The organism is Fusicatenibacter sp., from assembly GCF_050872605.1.
GTDB lineage: Bacteria > Bacillota > Clostridia > Lachnospirales > Lachnospiraceae > Fusicatenibacter.
Map to the genome: position 1 here is coordinate 80,354 of NZ_JBNMHD010000005.1, position 13,582 is coordinate 93,935.

Consider the following 13,582-nt stretch of genomic DNA (forward strand, 5'->3'; position numbering starts at 1 on the left):
ATAGAACGTAACTCAGACGAAAGGTTTTTAACATCACTGGCATGAACAACTTATACGAATACATCGATCCAATTGCTTCCCCCTACGAGGCTTTTCTTTCTGACAGTACCCGCGACCTCCTGCCGATTCCGGCGCACTGGCATTATTATGTAGAACTTCTCTACGTCCGCAAAGGCGAAATCGAAGTTTCCCTTGACAATGTCATATCCACCTGCACGAAGGGCGCTGTCATTCTTTTTCCGCCCAAATGCGTCCACTCCATCGCTCTTGCGAGAGGTTCTTCTCCGGTTCAGTACGATGTGATCAAATTCGATCCCAATCTTCTGCCGTCCTGCAAAACGGATGAAATCGATCTGCGCGCCATGCTGCATGGGATTCACGCCTACCGCTGTCCCTGTATCTTTTCTCCGGAACAGACGGCCCAAATGAATCTTTTTCCGCTTTTTTCCGATATTCTTTCCGAATATCAGAATAAAGAATTCGGTTATTCGATGGTATTAACTGCTGATCTTCGGAAAATCGTCACCAGGTTTGCGCGGATCTGGCAGAAAAATGGTGATTTCTTTCTGGCTCCCGGCGTTCATCCTTCTTATGAAATCGGGTTTGACCTGATTTCCGAATACATCGATTCCCACTACTTTGAGGAGCTGACCGTAGAAAAACTGGCCGCGATGTGCAATATGTCGCACTCCACCTTTTCCATGAATTTCTACCGCCGGTACAATATGACCTGCAAGGAATACATTACAGCAACCCGGATCAATGCAGCCGAAAATATGCTTTTGTTTTCCAGCCACGACATCTCGTTTATCGCGCGGGAGGTCGGTTATACGGACTGCAGTTACTTTATCCGCTGCTACAAAAAACTGAAAGGCGTCACGCCGAAGCAGGCACGAAAACTCCAGCTTGGACGGTAACTATCATCTGTTTTCGAAATTTTTCAGAGAAAGAGCGCACAGGCATTTGCTGCACGCTCTTTCTTTTTTATGTATTTCTTTAAACTTTTTCCTTATCTCTCTGCAGTCTCATAAACACTTCTTACGCGGTATGCGCCCGATACGCCGGTTCCCTCTGCGGTGAAGTCTGCGGTCGGCAGAATGCGGAAGGTCTTTGTTCCGGCTTCCATATCTACAAAGTTATCGTCCAGACGAAGCACACCGTTCTCAGTCTCTACGCTGACAGATTTTGCAAAGTTCTCTGCGGTTACGGTTACGGTATCGCCGTCTACTGATACAGAAAGCTTCGGATCTGCAAAATGGTAATGCTTCGGTGCGCAGAACAGAGTTGATCCGGAAGATACTACGTTTCCATCAACAACCAGCTCATAGGTCAGATGAACTTCCAGCGGATCCTGATCGTTGAAATCAAGATGCGGCATCCACTGTCCGCCGTAAGCCGGTGCATTCACCTCGAAGGCTCCCTCTTTGACTACGGAAGAATCCGGACGGCACAGGGACCATTTTACGGTTCCGACGATCGGCTCACCGGTCTCATTGGCAACATGAAGGTCTGCACTGACATCAATTGGATGCGGCAGTGTGTTGACAAACGGTTTCTGATCGATCTCTCCGTGCTCCTCGCAGGAAAGCAGGACCGGTGCAAACATCTTCTTCTCTGCGTACTGCAGGGCTTTCCAGTTTCCATAGTAGTCCACGCTTGCCCAGGATGCTACCGGCCAGATATCGTTCAGCTGCCATACAACAGCACCCATGCAGGTACCGCGGAAGCGACGGAAATGCTCAACGCCGTAACGGATCGCATCGGCCTGAAGAAGCTGTGAGCAGTACAGAAGCTCGTCGAAGTTCTTCGGATACAGGTATGTCTGTGAAATGTAGTTCAGGATCTTTCCGTTGGCAGCCGTATTTCTCTGGTGCATTTCCATGACACGGGAGAAGATGTTGCGGTCGCCGTCTTCGGTAAACCGTTTTACAGTCTGCAGTGCCGGGAAGGACTGGAATCCGAACTCGGACAGGAAACGGTAATGGTGGGAACGATAAGCGGTGAACGGCTCGCTTCCGTGCCATACACCCCAGTAATGGGTATCGCCGACGTTCTCTGCATTGCTGTTTTCGTAATTTCCGCCTGAAGACGGGGATGACGGCCAGTAGAATTTCTCCGGATCCTCTTCTTTGACGATTTTCGGAATGATGTACTCATACAGATGGATGTAATCATACGTCTGTTTCTTAGATTTCTGCCATGCCAGCGTTTCGTACTGGGTTTCCATCTCGTTGTTTCCGCACCATAGAGCAATACTTGCATGGGAACGGAGTCTGCGCATATTCTGACGGATCTCCGCGGAGATATTCTCTTCGAAGTCATCTGTCAGCTCGTAGGATGCGCAGGCAAACATGAAGTCATGCCAGATGAGGAGTCCTCTCTCATCGCAGACATCATAGAAAAAGTCATCGAGGAAGTATCCGCCTCCCCATACACGCAGGGAGTTAAAGTTTGCCTCCTGTGCGGATTTCAGCAGCAGATCGGTACGCTCTCTCGTCTGACGGGTTAAGATATTGTCCTCCGGAATGTAGTCAGCGCCCATCGCGAAGATCTGCAGTCCGTTGATTTCATACGCAAAGTTACGGCCCTTTACGGTCTTTGCAGGTTTATCGGTGATGATGATTTTTTTCTCACCGCTGGTCATGATCATGTTGTCGCCGTCATCGTAATCCGGTGACTGGCCGGTCATGTGCTCATCAAAGACTTCATCTTCCATCACGTCAGTATTTACGGTGATGGTACGAAGACCCATCTTCTTCTCCCAGGTATCCAGGATATCGTCTGCAACGAGCTCCACCTTTACCTGATACAGTGCCTGTGCACCATAGCCGTTCGGCCACCACAGCTCCGGATTTTCTACGGTAAGGGAAGCCTGTACATGATTGCTGCGAAGATCACAGGTAAGTCCGGTCAGATTCTTTGCCGGTGCAGAATTGGTCAGCGGATCCATTGTGCCGCTTTCTGCGGTCAGAACGGTTTTTCCATCCGGGGAAGTAACGGTCATTACGATCTTTGCTTTACCGTCGGTTACACCCGGCATCCACTCGATTTCAGCATCTGCGGTCAGGCGGACGAAGTCAACCACATTTCCATGAACGGTTTTTCCAGTTACATGATGCTCCTGTCCTACAAATACCTGTGCCAGACGGGCAGTTTTTACTGCGAGAACAGAAGCCTCACGGAACAGTCCTGCATCTGGAAGACGCGGACCCCAGTCCCAGCCGTACATGCAGGCTGCTTTACGAATATGCGGGAATCCCGGCATTGCATCGGATGCTGCTCCAACCGGGCATTTTGCTTCTTCTTCTGCGATGAATTTTGTCGGGGAATGCAGAACCACTTTTACCTGATATACGGTATCGGCTGCATCACCTGCAACAAGATCGGTAATATCATACTCCCAGACACGGTTCATGTTGTCTGCGGAGCCGATTTTCTCTCCGTTCAGATAAACATCTGCGATGGTATCAATTCCGTCGAAGTGTAAAAACAGACGGTCCGCTTTTCTGTCTTCCTCACTGATCACGATCGTTGTCTCGTATGCGAAATCGTTCTCCATCAATTTCAGTGCATCGAGCTCATTGTCACGATAAAACGGATCCGGGATCAGGCCTTTCTCCAGAAGGGTGCCGTAAACGGTAGACGGTACCTTCGTTTCAATTGGAGTTTCCGGAATATCGTAAACATTTTTTCCGAGGACAGTTAATGTCCAGTTGTCTTTCAGACATATTGTATGCATTACAGTATGTCCCCCTTTCTTCATAGTTTCTGCTTTTTCGCGTAGTTTCACCACGCTTTTCACTTCATTTTTATCTTACTGCTTTTTTAACCAAAATGGTACAAAAAAGCTCTTGAAAAATAGGAAAAATCTCCAAATGCGAAACGATTTTAGAAAATTTCGGAAACAGTGAGACAAATTCTCAATCATCACTTTGACAGATCTGGAAAATGTGATAGAATAAAAATGTCGGCATCCTGAAAAAAATGCCGGCAGTATTTTTCGAAAAGAAAGATGAGGAAAAAATTATGATACCAGAAAGATTAGCTGCTCTCCGCGAAAAAATGAGAGCCTACGGCGTGGACGCTTATCTGGTTCCGACCGCCGATTACCATGAATCTGAATATGTAGGAACTTACTTTAAAGCAAGAACGTATATCACAGGCTTTACCGGTTCTGCCGGAACCGCCGTTATTACCCAGGATGAAGCGTGCCTCTGGACCGACGGCCGCTACTTCGTACAGGCAGCCAAAGAGCTTGCCGGAACCGGCGTTACTTTAATGAAAATGGGCCAGGAAGGTGTTCCGACCGTAGAGGAATACCTGCAGGCAAATACAAAAGAAGGCATGACCATCGGCTTCGACGGCCGCGTTGTCAATGAGATGCTCGGTGAGACACTGGAAAAGACACTTCCGGAGCGTTTTCTCTCCTATCGAAGTGACCTGATCGGTGAAATCTGGTCCGACCGCCCAGCACTTTCTGCAGAACCGGTATGGATTCTTGATTCCAAATATACCGGCGAGTCCGCTGCTGACCGTCTTGCAAAAGTCCGCGAAAAGATGAAAGAGAACGGTGCCGAGGTACATATCCTGACCGCACTCGACGATATCGCCTGGATGCTGAACATCCGCGGAAACGATATTCCGTGCAATCCGGTTGTCCTCTCCTACCTCATTCTGACCGAAACCGAAGGCCATCTGTTTATTCAGGAAGCAACTTTAAATGATGAAGTAAAACAGTATCTTGCCGGTCTTGGTATTTCGATTCATCCATACGATGCTGTCTATGATTTCGCTGCCGGCATCACAGGAAAAACGATTCTTCTGGAGAAAGCCAAAGTCAACTACACGATCTGCCAGAGCGTCATGGGCGAAAACACAATTGTCAATGTGATGAACCCGGCTTCTTCCTTAAAGGCATTGAAAACACCAGTTGAGATGGAAAATATCCGCAAAGCCCACATCAAAGACGGCGTTGCTGTAACCCGTTTCGTTTACTGGTTAAAGAAAAACATCGGCAAAATCCCGATGGACGAAGTTTCCGTTGCAGAGAAACTGGAATCCTTCCGAAAAGAGCAGGAAGGCTACATTGAGCCGAGCTTCGGAACCATCTCCGCTTACGGCCCGAATGCCGCTATGTGCCATTATCAGGCAACGAAGGAAGATTTCTCCGTTCTACAGCCAAAAGGCATGTACCTCGTGGATTCCGGCGGACAGTATTATGAAGGAACAACCGATATCACAAGAACCATTGTTGTCGGACCGCTGACTGAGGAAGAAAAAGAGCATTTCACCATCACCGCGATGGGAACCCTGCGTCTTGGAAACGCAAAATTTCTCCATGGATGCATCGGCATCAATCTCGATTACCTCGCAAGACAGGCATTCTGGGAGAGAGGTCTTGACTTCAATCACGGAACCGGCCACGGCGTCGGCTATCTCTTAAATGTCCATGAGCGTCCAAACGGTTTCCGCTGGAAAATGGTTCCGGAGCGCATGGAAAATGCCGTTCTCGAGGAAGGTATGCTGACCTCCGACGAACCAGGTATCTATATTGAAGGAAGCCATGGTATCCGTACCGAGAACCTGATGCTCTGCCGCAAAGCAGAAAAGAACATGTATGGTCAGTTCATGCGCTTTGAGTTCGTTACCATGGTTCCGATCGACCTCGACGGTATCGATACGCAGTATATGACGGAGAAAGATGTCGAGCTGCTGAATAATTACCACAAAGAAGTGTATGAGAAGATTTCTCCTTATCTGGAAGGGGACGAAAAAGAGTGGCTGAAAGAAGCTACCCGCCCGATTTCCAAATAAGTTCTTTCTATAACATCAAAAAACCGATGTTCTGTGCGTGTTATTTTCACAGAACATCGGTTTTTCTCATTTCTTTTCCTTATAATACTTTCGATAAAAATTCTCTCAGGCGCGGGTGCTGCGGATTTGCGAAGAATTCCTGCGGCGTATTCTCCTCCTGAATATTTCCCTCGTTGATAAAGACGACGCGGGTTGCCACCTCTCTGGCAAAACCCATCTCGTGTGTAACAACGACCATGGTCATGCCCGATTCGGCAAGCTCTTTCATGATTTCCAGAACCTCTCCTACCATCTCCGGATCGAGTGCGGAAGTCGGTTCATCAAACAGCATAACATCCGGATTCATCGCAAGGGCGCGTGCGATGGCGATTCGCTGCTTCTGTCCGCCGGAAAGGCTTCCCGGATAGGCATCTGCTTTGTCCGGCAGCCCGACACGGGTCAGGAGCTCCATCGCTTTTTTCTCTGCTTCTTCCGGTGTCATCAGTTTTAACGTCACCGGAGCGAGCATGATATTTTCCTTAACGGTTTTGTGCGGAAACAGATTGAACTGCTGGAATACCATTCCGATCTTCTGACGCACATGGTCAATGTCGGTTTCCGGTGCTGTGATGTCAACACCCTCGAAATAAATTTTTCCGCCGGTTGGAATTTCCAGACGGTTTAAGGAACGCAGAAACGTCGATTTTCCGGAACCGGAAGGACCGATGACAGCGACAACTTCTCCCTGACGGATCTCTGTGCTGATTCCGTCTAAAACTTTATTATCCTCGAAGCTCTTCTGCAGATTTTCAACTTTAATTAATACTTTTTCGTTAGTGGTCACTCTTACGCAGTCTCCTTTCCAGTTTGCCCATGAAATAGGTCAGAATCATAACAAGAATCAGATAAAAGATCGCTGCGGAGAGAAGCGGAACCAGTGCATCGTATGTACGGCTCTGTACCAGGGTTGCTGCTTTTGTAATATCGATGGTTCCGATATAGCCGATGATGGCGGTCTCTTTCAACAGCACGATCATCTCGTTGATCAGCGCCGGAAGAACGTTTTTAAACGCCTGCGGAATGATAATCAGACGCATGGTCTGTGCCGGGTTTAAACCAAGGCTTCGTCCCGCTTCCGTCTGTCCTTTATCCACAGACATGATTCCGGAACGGAAAATCTCGGCAACGTACGCACCGGAGTTGATACCAAAGGCAATTCCGCCGATCACGATATTGTTCAGGTTTACGGTTGCAAAAATAACGGAATAGAAAAACAGAATCTGAATCATGGACGGCGTTCCGCGGATGATCGTCAGATAGACGCGTGCAACAATATTCAGAAGTTTTAATTTACCGGTCTGCTCGTGTGTTGAACGGATCAGTGCGATGAGAAGTCCGAGCACAACACCGATGCACAGTGCGATTACCGTGACAAGCAGCGTCGTCTTCAGACCGGTCAGCCACCACTCTGTAGCACCGTTGTCTACAAAGTAACGGTTAAACTGATGCTGTAAATTTTCCATAAAATACATCTCTCCTTTGTGGTTTCATTTCCTGCAAAAAGAGCGGCTGCACCATTTTGCCTGGCGGACAGCCGCTCTTTTTCTCTCATTAGATTACTTTCTTACAATAACAACCTGTGTTGCATTTGCATAAGTATCGGTGAAATCAACGCTCTCCTCACGCTCCGGAGTAACAGTCATTCCGGCTGCGCCAAAATCTGCTTTTCCGCTGTTGACGGATGCAAGGATAGTTTCAAATGCCATATCCTCGATTTTCAGCTCATAACCAAGCTTATCGCAGATGGCCTGGGAAATATCAGCGTCGATACCAACAATATCGGTTCCCTCTTTGTACTCCCACGGCTCGAACTCAGCGTTGGTTGCCATGGTAAGCGTTCCGTTGGAGCGGTCCACGTCTGCCGGGGACTCATACGGATGCTGGCCGACTTCATCACCGATGTAGTTGCTCATGATCTCATCAAGAGTTCCGTCCTCTTTCAGCTCTGCCAATGCGGTGTTAAATTCGTCTCTTAACTCATTTCCTTTTTTGAAGCACATCGCGTACTCTTCGGTATCAAAAATGCCTTCTACAATTTTCAGATCATCGTTTGCTGCAACGAATTTCTCTGCCGGCAGGGAATCGATGACAACACAGTCAATCTTTCCGTTTTTCAGTGCCTGAATAGCATCGGCGCCTTTGTTGTAACGCTGCATCTGGGAATCTGCATTAACGGCATCGCTCGCCTGAGAATCACCTGTTGTTCCGGTCTGTACACCAATCTTCAGATCTGCCAGATCCTCTACGGATGTTACTTCTACTTTCTTTGCGGTAGATGCAGAACTCCCGCATCCTGCCATCGAAACAGCAAACAGAACGGACATTGCAAGTGCTGTTGCTTTTTTTGCAAAATTCATTTTCATAATAATCTCCTTCTCTCCTCATGTGATGTATATTTATTCACTTTTCCTTATTATAACAGCATCTTTCTAAAAAGCAAGGAAAAACCGAAAAAAAAGCATCAGAAATGAAAAAGAGGGCGATGTTACCTTCCTGAAAGCCGATGTTTCTTCTGCAGATGACTGCCGCAATGTGGTTGAAACTGTTATGAAAAAATACGGAAGAATCGATGTACTCGCCAACGTAGCCGGTGTCGTCGGCACACGCGGCGCTTTTGTCGATCTCGATCTTGCTGACATCCAGAACACGATCTGATGTTGTCTGCAACGTAATAGAACGCTTCGACCATTTCCGACCTCATAATCATTTCCCAGCTCAATCACTTCACTTTCGTTTCGGCTCTGTTGCTCCCTGTCCTACGCTTAAATCTAACGTTACCGCTTCAATTCCAAGGACTCGGTACAAGGCGGTTGGTTAGACCTTACCTTGGTGGGTTTCCCACTGTATTTTATCAGCTTCAGGTGAGAGAAAAAACAGGCACTGATTTTCTGTCCCATTCCAAGCCATTTCCCCCTACATCGACGCTTATCAGTAGCGTGTGCTAATAATTTTTATTGAAGGATAACCTTTATTTCATGCTTTTTATTGTCTGCAAAATCCGGAATCCTGTTTCCTTTTATCTGTGTTCCGTCCACAATAATTACGGATGTGACAGCCTTCCGACACTGCGGATTCTCAATTACAATATGATAATCTGCGTTTCGGAAATGTCTCGTCATCTCAGCCCGTTCCCATTCTTTCGGAAAACATGGGGTAATTTCCAGCCCGTCATATCCGCGTTTTACCCCCATAATGCCTTCATACAGTCCCTTCATGCACCATGCAGAGGTTCCGGTTGTCCAGGACCAGTAAGATTTGCCGTAATATTTCGGATGTGTGGAATAGCAGTTTGTAAATACATATGGCTCGGCGCCGGACTGCGTGGACGGATTCTTTTCACTGTCCGGCATGATTTTTTTCAGAGTACAAAGTGCCTTTTCAGCTCTGCCGAGTTTGCAGTCCATAAGGATCTTAAATCCCGTTGCATGGCAATATACTCCGCCGTTTTCAAACAGCCCCGGCAGCATTCCCGACATCCGTCCAACATTCGGAGAATATTTCTCATACGGCGGCATATTCAGAGGGAAACCAAAATCATGTTCCATACTGTCAACCGAAGTCAGAAGCTTCGGAAGCTTTTCTTCATCTACCACGTCTCCCAGAACTGCCCATGTCTGGGCGTTCAGATAGATTTTACTGCCTTCACTTGTTCTGGAACCAATGTTTTCCTTCTTACTGAGTGCCCGCATATACCATTCACCATCCCAGGCTTTCTCATTAATACTCTTTCTCATGGTATCATATTCTTTTTTCAGAAATTCTGCATAATCAGTCTCCCCGATTTTTTCCATAAGCAGCTTCAGTTCTCTGAAAGCAAGACAGAACTGATGAGAAAGCATGACGGATTCCGCTTCCGGATCGGTTGTGATATTCAGCGCATCATTCCAGTCTGCAAAATAAATCCGGCTCAGCCCATTTCTTCCCTTATCCCGGATAAGACAATCTGCGGCTGCTTTTAAGTGCTCCACTACAGCCGCAGCACCGCCATCCTGCCACTCAATCTTCTTTTGCAGAATCGTGTAATCTCCCGTCTCCTTGATAAGTTCACACACCGCCCAGATAATCCAGAACGGCTGGTCTGAATACCTGGTGTCGTCATACGGATACCAGGTCAATACGGCATGACCATCCCGAAACTGATGGCGCAGACATTCCAGAATCTCCTCCCTGGCCTTCTCCTGACGATAATTCAGAAGTGCCACTGCAATCTGCAGATTATCCCGCACACCCTTTTTCCCAACAATACAGCAGTCTATCTGCTTCTTCAGCCACTGGTTCATAATATGATTGATTTTGCTGTCCGGTGTGGTGACGGACAGGGAACTGTATTTGTCCAGATTATACTCCACGGCCTCCTTACAGGCACTTTCCGTACGCTTAGCATCCGCATACATTTTAGCTGTCGCTCTTGCCTCATCCAGAGATTCACTGACGCCGAAGACCATCCTGATTTCCTTCGTCTCGCCCGGCTGCAGTATGAACTTATGCTGCAGCACACCGCCAAGAATAAACAGTGCCGCCTCCGAATTCGTACAGTCACTGCCATTTACTACTACATCCGGTCTCTGAAACAGTGCATAAGCAGAAGCATCCAGTTTCGTGACAGATCCTGCCGCTCCACAGAATCTGGCCAGATCCCCGTCATAAGCATACACAGGCTCGGAAGCAGCCAGATAAGCATTGTACCGTTTATGCGGTGCAAACGGATGAGCGGATCTACAATATATTCCATTTAATTCCCTGTCAAAGGAAGTTTCAAGGCAACGGTACATTTCATAATAACGGGGGTATGAGAATCCCTCCAGCTCAAAAGTTACCGCTGAAAATGTGCTGAGTGTACGGGTTTTTCTACTTTTGTTCTTAAGCCGAAACGTCCACACTTCCTGAAATCCTGTCTGCGGCACAAAAATGCTCCATGAACTCTCTATCCCCTGACACTCCGACTGTAGTCTGGAAAATCCGATACTGTGCTCACACTGATAGCTTTCTACCTGTTCATTCAGCGGCGCTGCACCGATATTCCAGCTTTTATTCGTTTCATCATCCCGGATATAGAAATATCTTGCATCATTGTTATTGATCATGCACATATCTGCTCTTTCATTCAGGTAATAGCTGCGCCCATGCCCGTTCTGGGAAACCTGCGCACAGTAGCCGTTTTCATTCCACAAATAGTTAAACCAGTATCTTGGCGGCTTTGCATCATAAATCACACAGGAATTGCCGTCGTTTGTAAATTCATATATTTTCTTTTCCATTCTCGCCATTTCTCCCTTTCAAGCTCTCGATTACCTGCAGCAGGTGATGCACTGCTGTCTCCAGCTGCCCGCGTGTCACTCGCCCTTCCCGGTATCCGTTCAGGATCTGGTTAATCACCGGCGGCCCGCCGGGCATGACAACATCATTTCCGGCCGCAACTGCATCCGCGCCATCCACCACAATATCCATATCCCCCCAGTCAGTCACCAGAAATCCTTCATATCCCCATTCTTCCCGCAGAATCCGGTTGCACAGGTCGCTGTTTCCACCTGCAAATATCCCGTTAATTTTATTAAAAGAAGTCATAATGCAGCGTACATTTGCTTTTTTTACCAGCATTTCAAATGGTTTCAGATACAGTTCCCGGGCTGCCCGTTCCGTAATAACAGAATCTACTGCGTCATACTGTTTCTTTGCGTTTCCCCTGCGGTAGGTTTCCTGCTCATTAACTGCGAAATGCTTTGGACACACCAGTACCTGATGATTTTCCTGTACGCCTTTTGTAATTGCGCAGGCACACACTCCTGTAAGAAAAGGATCTTCTGAAAAATACTCAAAGTTTCTACCACACAACGGATTTCGGTGAAGATTTACTGCAGGTGCGAGCCACACATCAACCTGTGCTTCCTCACACTCTGCCCCCACTGCTTCTCCAAATCTGTACCACGCCTCTTTATTAAACGCACATGCCAGCAGCATTTCCGTCGGCCACGCAGTTCTCCCGATTCCGGCAGGTCCATCCATATAGAAAACAGAATGGATTCCTTTATCTTTGATTGCTGGTGACACATATCCATTATGCCCTGCCGGATGATCATTGCAGGTCAAAGGCTTTCCTTCTTTATCACAGATGGTCTCCGGAAACGTTGTATCCAGAAATCCTGCAAAGGGAATTCCGGGACCGAAGCCTACGAGAAGTGCCGCAAGCTGTTCCTCTGTGAAATCTGAAAAATCTCTTACCTGCCTTCCCTGCCCCGCCTCTCTTTTCTCCGGTTTGACATCAATTCCTGAAAGCGTTAGTTTATACATTGGATTTTCTTCACAGACTCCGCCGCATGCATCACTCGGCAACTCCTGGTCTTTCAGGCAATTTTTCTTTAAAAACGTAAGTTTTCCATCATTACATGCTTTCAACCCAAGCGCTGAACGACAAATGCTGTATATAATGTCCTCCGAAACATCTAACTCACAGATGCAGACGGTCTCTTCCGAGGACGTTCCCATTCTGAGCTTATATCGTCCCTTCTCAATCAGCCATACGGAGGATTTTTCCTCATAACACGAAAGTCCATCCCATGGTATATGGATTGACACACTTGTTTTCTCTCCCGGTTTCAAAACTTCTGTCTTGGCGAATCCCTTTAATTCTCTCTCTGCTTTTTCTGTTTTTCCATCCGGCATAGAAACATAGATTTGCACGACTTCCCTGCCTGCACAGAGTCCGACATTCTTCACATCAATTATTATAGTTATCCCGTCTTCTTCTTTTGAAACAGCGGCCGCATCTAATGCAAATTTTGTGTAGGAAAGCCCATGTCCGAATGGAAATAATACCTCTTTCCTAAAAGAACTGAAATACCGGTAGCCGTTATAGATATCCTCCTGATATACGGTCACCGGGCTTTTTCGGAAACCGAAGCTCCCGTTTTCTTCCGCATCCAGTCCATAATCTTCATAAGTCAGAATATGTTCTTCCTTCTCCTTGTCCCATGAAAAATGCTTTGCAGAAGGATAATCCTCATACCTGTGTGCAATTGTAAATGCCAGCTTTCCGGAAGGGGAAACATTACCTTTAATGATTTCTGCAACAGCCTTTGCACCACCCTCTCCCGGAAGACCAAGGAACAGAATACTTTTTACGGAAGCATACTTTGTTGTCCATTCCAGGTCAATAAGTCCATTTACATTAAGGATTACAATGACTTCCGGGAAGTTTTCGCACACCTGGCTGACCAGCTTCTTTTCTTCTTCGGTAAGATAATAATCTCCTTCCAATCTTCTGTCACATTCCTCGCCGCCTGCATTTCTTCCTAGCACAAGAATTGCGGTATTTGTCCTGTCTCTCACATTGGTCAGCAGACATTCCGGAATCGGATACTCCGGTACCGGCGCATGGTACGTTCCAAATATCTCATACATCAGGCCGCTGTTTACTGCCTCCTTCATCTGGGAAAAATCGAATTTTTCCTGCGGATTCGCTGCTTCCGCTTCCCGCTGCTGCAGATAGTACTGTTTTAACTCCTCACATACAGAGATTCCTGCTTTCTCAAGTTCTATTATGATATTACTGCTTTCTGCTCCTCTTGCCGCTCCGGAACCATTTCCGGAAACATAGGTCACAAGTGCTGATCGTCCGAACACAGCAACTGTCTGTCCTTCCTGAAGCGGAAGAAGCTGATTCTCATTTTTCAGCAGAACAACCGATTCTTCTACCAGCTGCTCTGCAAGCAATTTTCTATTTTTAACCATT

At 47.2% G+C, this 13,582-nt stretch carries 8 protein-coding genes and 1 pseudogene; 3 read left to right on the forward strand and 6 right to left on the reverse strand.

The genetic code is table 11. The annotated features are described in order from the left end of the window. Nucleotides 1-41 precede the first annotated feature (41 nt). Nucleotides 42-917 carry an AraC family transcriptional regulator gene (locus ACY2VT_RS03080; RefSeq protein ID WP_461878837.1) on the forward strand — a complete coding sequence of 292 codons (876 nt, stop codon included), beginning with the start codon at nucleotides 42-44 and terminating at the stop codon, nucleotides 915-917. Nucleotides 918-1,009: 92 nt separating this feature from the next. Here the strand turns inward: ACY2VT_RS03080 and ACY2VT_RS03085 are convergent, their stop codons facing one another. Then, nucleotides 1,010-3,739 (reverse strand): beta-mannosidase, encoded by a 2,730-nt coding sequence (locus ACY2VT_RS03085; RefSeq protein ID WP_461878838.1) that lies wholly within the window; start codon nucleotides 3,737-3,739, stop codon nucleotides 1,010-1,012. A 287-nt stretch (nucleotides 3,740-4,026) separates the two neighbouring features. Here ACY2VT_RS03085 and ACY2VT_RS03090 point away from each other — a divergent pair, with 287 nt between their 5' ends. Further along, nucleotides 4,027-5,814, forward strand: coding sequence for an aminopeptidase P family protein (locus ACY2VT_RS03090; protein ID WP_055218335.1), 1,788 nt, complete (start codon nucleotides 4,027-4,029; stop codon nucleotides 5,812-5,814). 79 nt (nucleotides 5,815-5,893) lie between these two features. Here ACY2VT_RS03090 and ACY2VT_RS03095 read toward each other — a convergent pair whose 3' ends face one another. From ACY2VT_RS03095 to ACY2VT_RS03105, 3 genes are all read right to left on the reverse strand, one after another. Beyond that, on the reverse strand, nucleotides 5,894-6,637 hold the full coding sequence (locus ACY2VT_RS03095; RefSeq protein ID WP_055228261.1) for an amino acid ABC transporter ATP-binding protein: 744 nt from the start codon (nucleotides 6,635-6,637) through the stop codon (nucleotides 5,894-5,896). Further along, nucleotides 6,627-7,316 carry an amino acid ABC transporter permease gene (locus ACY2VT_RS03100; RefSeq protein WP_022462369.1) on the reverse strand — a complete coding sequence of 230 codons (690 nt, stop codon included), beginning with the start codon at nucleotides 7,314-7,316 and terminating at the stop codon, nucleotides 6,627-6,629. Before ACY2VT_RS03100 ends, ACY2VT_RS03095 begins: the two co-directional genes overlap by 11 nt. Nucleotides 7,317-7,409: 93 nt before the next feature. Continuing rightward, nucleotides 7,410-8,210, reverse strand: coding sequence for a transporter substrate-binding domain-containing protein (locus ACY2VT_RS03105; protein ID WP_330422667.1), 801 nt, complete (start codon nucleotides 8,208-8,210; stop codon nucleotides 7,410-7,412). 100 nt (nucleotides 8,211-8,310) lie between these two features. Here ACY2VT_RS03105 and ACY2VT_RS03110 point away from each other — a divergent pair. Continuing rightward, nucleotides 8,311-8,508: pseudogene (locus tag ACY2VT_RS03110) on the forward strand (SDR family NAD(P)-dependent oxidoreductase); the annotation flags it as partial. A 296-nt stretch (nucleotides 8,509-8,804) separates the two neighbouring features. Here ACY2VT_RS03110 and ACY2VT_RS03115 read toward each other — a convergent pair. Next, nucleotides 8,805-11,111 carry a GH36-type glycosyl hydrolase domain-containing protein gene (locus ACY2VT_RS03115; protein ID WP_238061590.1) on the reverse strand — a complete coding sequence of 769 codons (2,307 nt, stop codon included), beginning with the start codon at nucleotides 11,109-11,111 and terminating at the stop codon, nucleotides 8,805-8,807. Further along, nucleotides 11,092-13,581 carry a glycoside hydrolase family 3 protein gene (locus ACY2VT_RS03120; RefSeq protein WP_173829794.1) on the reverse strand — a complete coding sequence of 830 codons (2,490 nt, stop codon included), beginning with the start codon at nucleotides 13,579-13,581 and terminating at the stop codon, nucleotides 11,092-11,094. Before ACY2VT_RS03120 ends, ACY2VT_RS03115 begins: the two co-directional genes overlap by 20 nt. Between the last annotated feature and the right edge of the window lies 1 nt (nucleotide 13,582).

What these genes read in the sequence shown, in the direction of transcription:
- ACY2VT_RS03085 (WP_461878838.1), bottom strand. Translation starts at nt 3,739, where the DNA reads ATGCATACAATATGTCTGAAAGACAACTGGACATTAACTGTCCTCGGA.
- ACY2VT_RS03100 (WP_022462369.1), bottom strand. Translation starts at nt 7,316, where the DNA reads ATGGAAAATTTACAGCATCAGTTTAACCGTTACTTTGTAGACAACGGT.
- ACY2VT_RS03120 (WP_173829794.1), bottom strand. Translation starts at nt 13,581, where the DNA reads ATGGTTAAAAATAGAAAATTGCTTGCAGAGCAGCTGGTAGAAGAATCG.
- ACY2VT_RS03080 (WP_461878837.1), top strand. Translation starts at nt 42, where the DNA reads ATGAACAACTTATACGAATACATCGATCCAATTGCTTCCCCCTACGAG.
- ACY2VT_RS03105 (WP_330422667.1), bottom strand. Translation starts at nt 8,210, where the DNA reads ATGAATTTTGCAAAAAAAGCAACAGCACTTGCAATGTCCGTTCTGTTT.
- ACY2VT_RS03090 (WP_055218335.1), top strand. Translation starts at nt 4,027, where the DNA reads ATGATACCAGAAAGATTAGCTGCTCTCCGCGAAAAAATGAGAGCCTAC.
- ACY2VT_RS03115 (WP_238061590.1), bottom strand. Translation starts at nt 11,111, where the DNA reads ATGGAAAAGAAAATATATGAATTTACAAACGACGGCAATTCCTGTGTG.